Here is a 4,379-nt window from a genome sequence, read left to right on the forward strand (position 1 = left end):
AACGCCGCGTTCCTGCGCTTTGCGTTCGGCTTTCCCGTCGCTATATGGCGCCGCATGAGCCTGAACCCGCCCAGCCTTCGCCCGGACCTCGCCCCCGCCCTTCGCCTCGACGACGCGCCAGCCCGCGCGGCGGCGGGACGCGGCGGGCAGCCCACCATCGGCATGGTCTCCTTGGGCTGCCCCAAGGCGCTGGTGGACAGCGAGCGCATCCTGACCCGCCTGCGGGCCGAGGGCTATGCGATTAGCCCCGCCTATCAGGGCGCCGACGCGGTGATCGTGAACACCTGCGGCTTCCTGGACAGCGCCAAGGCCGAAAGCCTCGAGGCCATCGGCGAGGCGCTGTCGGAAAACGGCCGGGTGATCGTGACCGGCTGCCTCGGGGCGGAACCCGAATACATCACCGGCGTCCACCCCCGTGTGCTGGCGGTGACCGGCCCGCATCAATACGAGCAGGTGCTGGATGCGGTCCATCAGGCCGTGCCGCCCGCGCCGGACCCCTTCATCGACCTGCTGCCGGCGTCCGAGGTGCGGCTGACGCCGCGCCACTACGCCTATCTGAAGATTTCCGAGGGCTGCAACCACGCCTGCAAGTTCTGCATCATTCCCGACATGCGCGGTAAACTGGTCAGCCGCCCGGCCCATGCGGTGGTGCGCGAGGCGGAAAAGCTGGTCGCAGGCGGCGTCCGCGAGCTTCTGGTGATCTCGCAGGATACTTCCGCCTACGGGGTGGACCTGCGCCATGCCGAGGAGAGGGGCCATCGCGCCCATATCACCGACCTTGCCCGCGACCTCGGCTCGCTTGGGGCATGGGTGCGGCTGCATTACGTCTATCCCTATCCCCATGTCCGCAACCTGATCCCGCTGATGGCCGAGACGGCGGCAACGGGAACTGGGGTGCTGCCCTATCTCGACATCCCCTTCCAGCACGCCCACCCCGACGTGCTGCGCCGCATGGCCCGGCCCGCGGCAAGCGCGAAGACGCTGGACGAGATCGCCGCTTGGCGGGCCGCCGCGCCGGGGATCACGCTGCGCTCCACCTTCATCGTCGGCTACCCCGGCGAGACCGAGGCCGAGTTCCAGCATCTGCTCGACTGGCTGGACGAGGCGCAACTGGAGCGCGTCGGATGCTTCCAGTATGAGAACGTGCGTGGCGCGCGGGCGAACGACCTGCCCGACCATGTGCCCGATGAGGTCAAGCAGGACCGCTGGGACCGCTTCATGCAGAAGGCGCAGGCAATTTCTGCGGCGAAGCTGGCCGCCAAGGTCGGCACCCGCCAGCCCGTCATCGTGGACAGCGTGGACGAGGGCGGCGCCACCTGCCGCACCATGGCCGACGCGCCGGAAATCGACGGCAACCTGTTCATCGACGAGGGCTTCGAGGCGCTGACCCCCGGCGACATCGTGACGGTCACGGTGGACGAGGCATCGGACTATGACCTCTGGGGCCGGCTGTAGGGCTATCGGTTTGACCGGCTGCGGGATATGGGCGAAAGACGGGTGAAACCGTCTGCGCCGGGGGTTTTGTCGCGGTGGCCGGATCGGGCGCGACCGCGCCGAAGGCCGGGGCCGGGCGGACCCTGAACGTGGTGAAGCTGCGCCGTGACTGTTCTGCCCAAATGGGACCCCGAGGGCGCGCCGAAAAAGCCGCTCATCATCGGCATCGGGGCGCAGAAGGCCGGGACCACCTGGCTTGGGCAGATGATCGCCCAGCATCCGCAGGTCTGGCTGCCGCCCTTCAAGGAAGCGCAGTTCTTCAACCACCGCTTCGTGCCGGAACACCGGCAATGGCTGCCCTGGCATTTCAGGCGCGCGCGCCAGAACCAGGAAAAGCGCTATGCCGGCAAGGGGCAGGAGATGCCGCCCGAACTCGACGCCTGGCTCGAGCGGATCACCACGGGCGAGATGTTCACCAACCGCTGGTACAAGCAGGTCTTCGCCCCCGCGCCCGAGGGCACGATCCCCTGCGACATCACCCCTGAATATTCGACGCTGCCGGATGAAGGGGTCGAGTTCGCCATCGACTTCCTACCCAAGGCACGCTTCATCTACATCATCCGTCATCCGGTGGACCGGGCGATCAGCCAGCTCAAGATGAACCTCACGCGCAAGAAGAAGCACCCCAAGGGGGTCAAGGCATGGCTGGCCGAGATCGACGACCCGGTGCTGTATGACCGCGGCGATTACGCGACCTATGTGCCGCGCTGGACCTCGCGGCTGCCGCATGACCGGCTGCTGATCCTGCCCTTCGGCCTGATCGCGAAAGACCCCGAGGGCTTCATGCGGCGGATCGAGGGTTTCTGCGGCCTTGACCCCTTCGGCTACCGCGATCTCGGGGCAAAGGTCTTCGCCGCCAACAGCGCGCTATCGGTCCCCGCCGAGGCCCGCGCCAAGATCCGCGAGCGGCTTGAACCGCAGTTCGCCTTTATCGAGAAAACCTTCGGCAAGGAGTTCTCGGCCCTGATCCGCTGAGGCGGTGGACAGGATTTCGGGCTTCGGCTCTACTCGCCGCAAGGACGAGGGAGAGGAGACCCCATGACACGACATTGCCTGGCCGCCCTGATGGGCGGGCTGCTGCTGGCTGCGCCCGCTTTCGCGCTGGACGAGATCGTCGAGAAGAAAAGCTTCACCCTGACCGATTTCCGGACGCTCGGCGGCGAGACGATCCCCGAGATGACGCTGGGCTATGAAACCTATGGCACGCTGAACGAGGCTGGTGACAACGCCATCCTGATCACGCATTTCTTTTCCGGCAACTCCCACGCCGCCGGGAAATACGCCGAAGACGATGCGGCGCCCGGCTATTGGGACGCGATCATCGGGCCGGGCAAGCCCATCGACACGGACAGGTATTTCGTCGTCTCGGCCGACACGCCGGTGAACCTTGCGGCGAAAAGCCCCACGGTCATCACCACCGGCCCGGCCACGGTGAACCCGGCGACGGGCGAGCCATGGGGCATGGATTTCCCGATCCTGACCATCGGCGATTTCGTGGAAACCCAGCACGGGCTGATGCAGCAACTGGGGATCGAGCGGTGGCACGCCGTCATGGGTCCGTCCATGGGGGGCCTGCAGGCCTATGACTGGGCGGCGCGGCATCCCGACAAGCTGACGCGGGTGATCCCCGTGATCGCCTCGGGCTGGGCGGATGCTGACCTGATCGCCTGGCTGGACATCTGGGGCGCGCCGGTGCGGCTGGACCCGAACTGGAACGGCGGCGACTATTATGGCGGCACCGCGCCGGATGCGGGGCTGGCGCAGGCGCTGAAGATCGTGACGCTGCACGCGAACTCGGCCGAATGGACCAATGGCACCTTCGGCCGTGACTGGGCCGAGGAAGGCGCCGACCCCGCCGCCGCCATGGAAAACGAGTTCGCGGTGGTGAAGACGCTGAACGACGGCGGCGCGGCGCGGGCGGCGACGTCGGACGCGAACCATCTTCTGTATCTGATCCGCGCCAACCAGCTTTTCGTCGCCGGCGGGGCAGGGGGTGAAAGCGTCTATGACGGCCTCAAGGCCATCGACGTGCCGGTGATGCTGATCCACACCGACGAGGACCTCGTCTTCCCCGGCAATGCCGTTCGGGAAACCGCTGCGATCATCAGGTCCGACGGCACCCCCGTCGAGGTGGTCGAACTGGAAGGCACCCGCGGCCACCTGGACGGCGTGGTCAACATCGCCCAGGCAGGCGAGCAGATCCGCACCTTCCTCGACCGCGACCTGACCCAGTGAGTCCAAGCGGCGCCCGCGTGGCGCCGCTTACATTTGCGCCGCCGGTGGCCTAGATAGCCCGCAACAAGCGAACAGGAGCGGCTCATGGCCTCGTATCAGTATGTCTATCACATGGACGGCCTGTCCAAGACCTATCCCGGCGGCAAGAAGACCTTTGAAAACATCCGCCTGAACTTCCTGCCCGGCGTCAAGATCGGCGTCGTCGGCGTCAACGGCGCGGGGAAATCGACCCTGCTGCGGATCATGGCCGGCATCGACAAGGATTTTTCCGGCGAGGCCTGGGCCGCCAAGGGCGCCACCGTGGGCTACCTGCCGCAGGAGCCGCAGCTTGATCCCGCCCTGAACGTGCGCGGCAACGTGATGGAGGGCGTCAAGGCCAAGCAGGCCAAGCTGGACCGCTATAATGAGCTTGCGATGAACTACTCGGACGAGACCGCCGAGGAGATGGCGAAGCTTCAGGACGAGATCGACGCCGAGAACCTGTGGGACCTGGATTCGCAGGTGGATGTCGCGATGGAGGCCTTGCGCTGCCCGCCCGACGACGCCGACGTGGACACGCTGTCAGGCGGCGAACGGCGCCGCGTGGCGCTGTGCAAGCTGCTGCTGGAAGCGCCTGACATGCTGCTGCTGGACGAGCCGACCAACCACCT

Annotated in this window: 4 protein-coding genes; all 4 read left to right on the top strand. The window is 66.8% G+C overall.

All coding sequences use genetic code 11. The features are described from left to right. The first annotated feature begins 54 nt into the window (after positions 1-54). Positions 55-1,455 (top strand): 30S ribosomal protein S12 methylthiotransferase RimO, encoded by a 1,401-nt coding sequence (rimO, locus tag Q4F04_RS03500; RefSeq protein WP_303368445.1) that lies wholly within the window; start codon positions 55-57, stop codon positions 1,453-1,455. A gap of 144 nt (positions 1,456-1,599) precedes the next feature. Further along, the gene (locus Q4F04_RS03505; protein WP_303368440.1) at positions 1,600-2,469 is read left to right on the top strand and encodes a sulfotransferase; all 870 of its coding nucleotides are present in this window, start codon (positions 1,600-1,602) and stop codon (positions 2,467-2,469) included. Positions 2,470-2,532: 63 nt separating this feature from the next. Next, on the top strand, positions 2,533-3,729 hold the full coding sequence (locus Q4F04_RS03510; protein WP_303368441.1) for a homoserine O-acetyltransferase: 1,197 nt from the start codon (positions 2,533-2,535) through the stop codon (positions 3,727-3,729). 84 nt (positions 3,730-3,813) lie between these two features. After that, positions 3,814-4,379 (top strand): ATP-binding cassette domain-containing protein (locus Q4F04_RS03515; RefSeq protein WP_303368442.1); only part of this gene is annotated, 566 nt, incomplete at its 3' end.

The organism is Paracoccus sp. (in: a-proteobacteria) (genome assembly GCF_030536915.1).
GTDB lineage: Bacteria > Pseudomonadota > Alphaproteobacteria > Rhodobacterales > Rhodobacteraceae > Paracoccus.

Excerpts from the sequence above, each read along its gene's own strand:
- rimO (WP_303368445.1), top strand. The coding sequence starts at position 55 with ATGAGCCTGAACCCGCCCAGCCTTCGCCCGGACCTCGCCCCCGCCCTT.
- Q4F04_RS03510 (WP_303368441.1), top strand. The coding sequence starts at position 2,533 with ATGACACGACATTGCCTGGCCGCCCTGATGGGCGGGCTGCTGCTGGCT.